The 238-nt window shown below is 67.6% G+C and carries 1 protein-coding gene; it reads right to left on the bottom strand.

Translation table 11 applies throughout. The features are described from left to right. The coding region (locus tag ACZ6JE_RS15575; RefSeq protein WP_464319536.1) for a class I SAM-dependent methyltransferase at positions 1-228 on the bottom strand (228 nt) is incomplete at its 3' end. Between the last annotated feature and the right edge of the window lie 10 nt (positions 229-238).

Below are 238 nucleotides of genomic sequence, written 5' to 3'. Positions count from 1 at the left end.
GACCACCAGTGCGCCACCTGGCCGCAGCGCCCGGACGGCGCCCGCGACGTGCCGCGCAACCACCGTCGGGCCGAGGCGCACGATGTAAGGGAAACTATCGACAGCCAATACGAGGTCGAGGCTTCGAGGTTCTAACGCGTCAAGGTCTTGGCCGGCGGTGTGCGCAAAGCGCACGTGAGGCCATGGCGCGCAGCGAGCCCGCGCTTCAGCAAGCATGCCTTTCGACACATCCAGCCCC

It is taken from the genome of Frigoribacterium sp. AC759 (assembly GCF_979256015.1).
The sequence above is the reverse complement of the archived record's forward strand: the minus strand, read 5'-3'. Positions and strand labels throughout refer to the sequence as shown.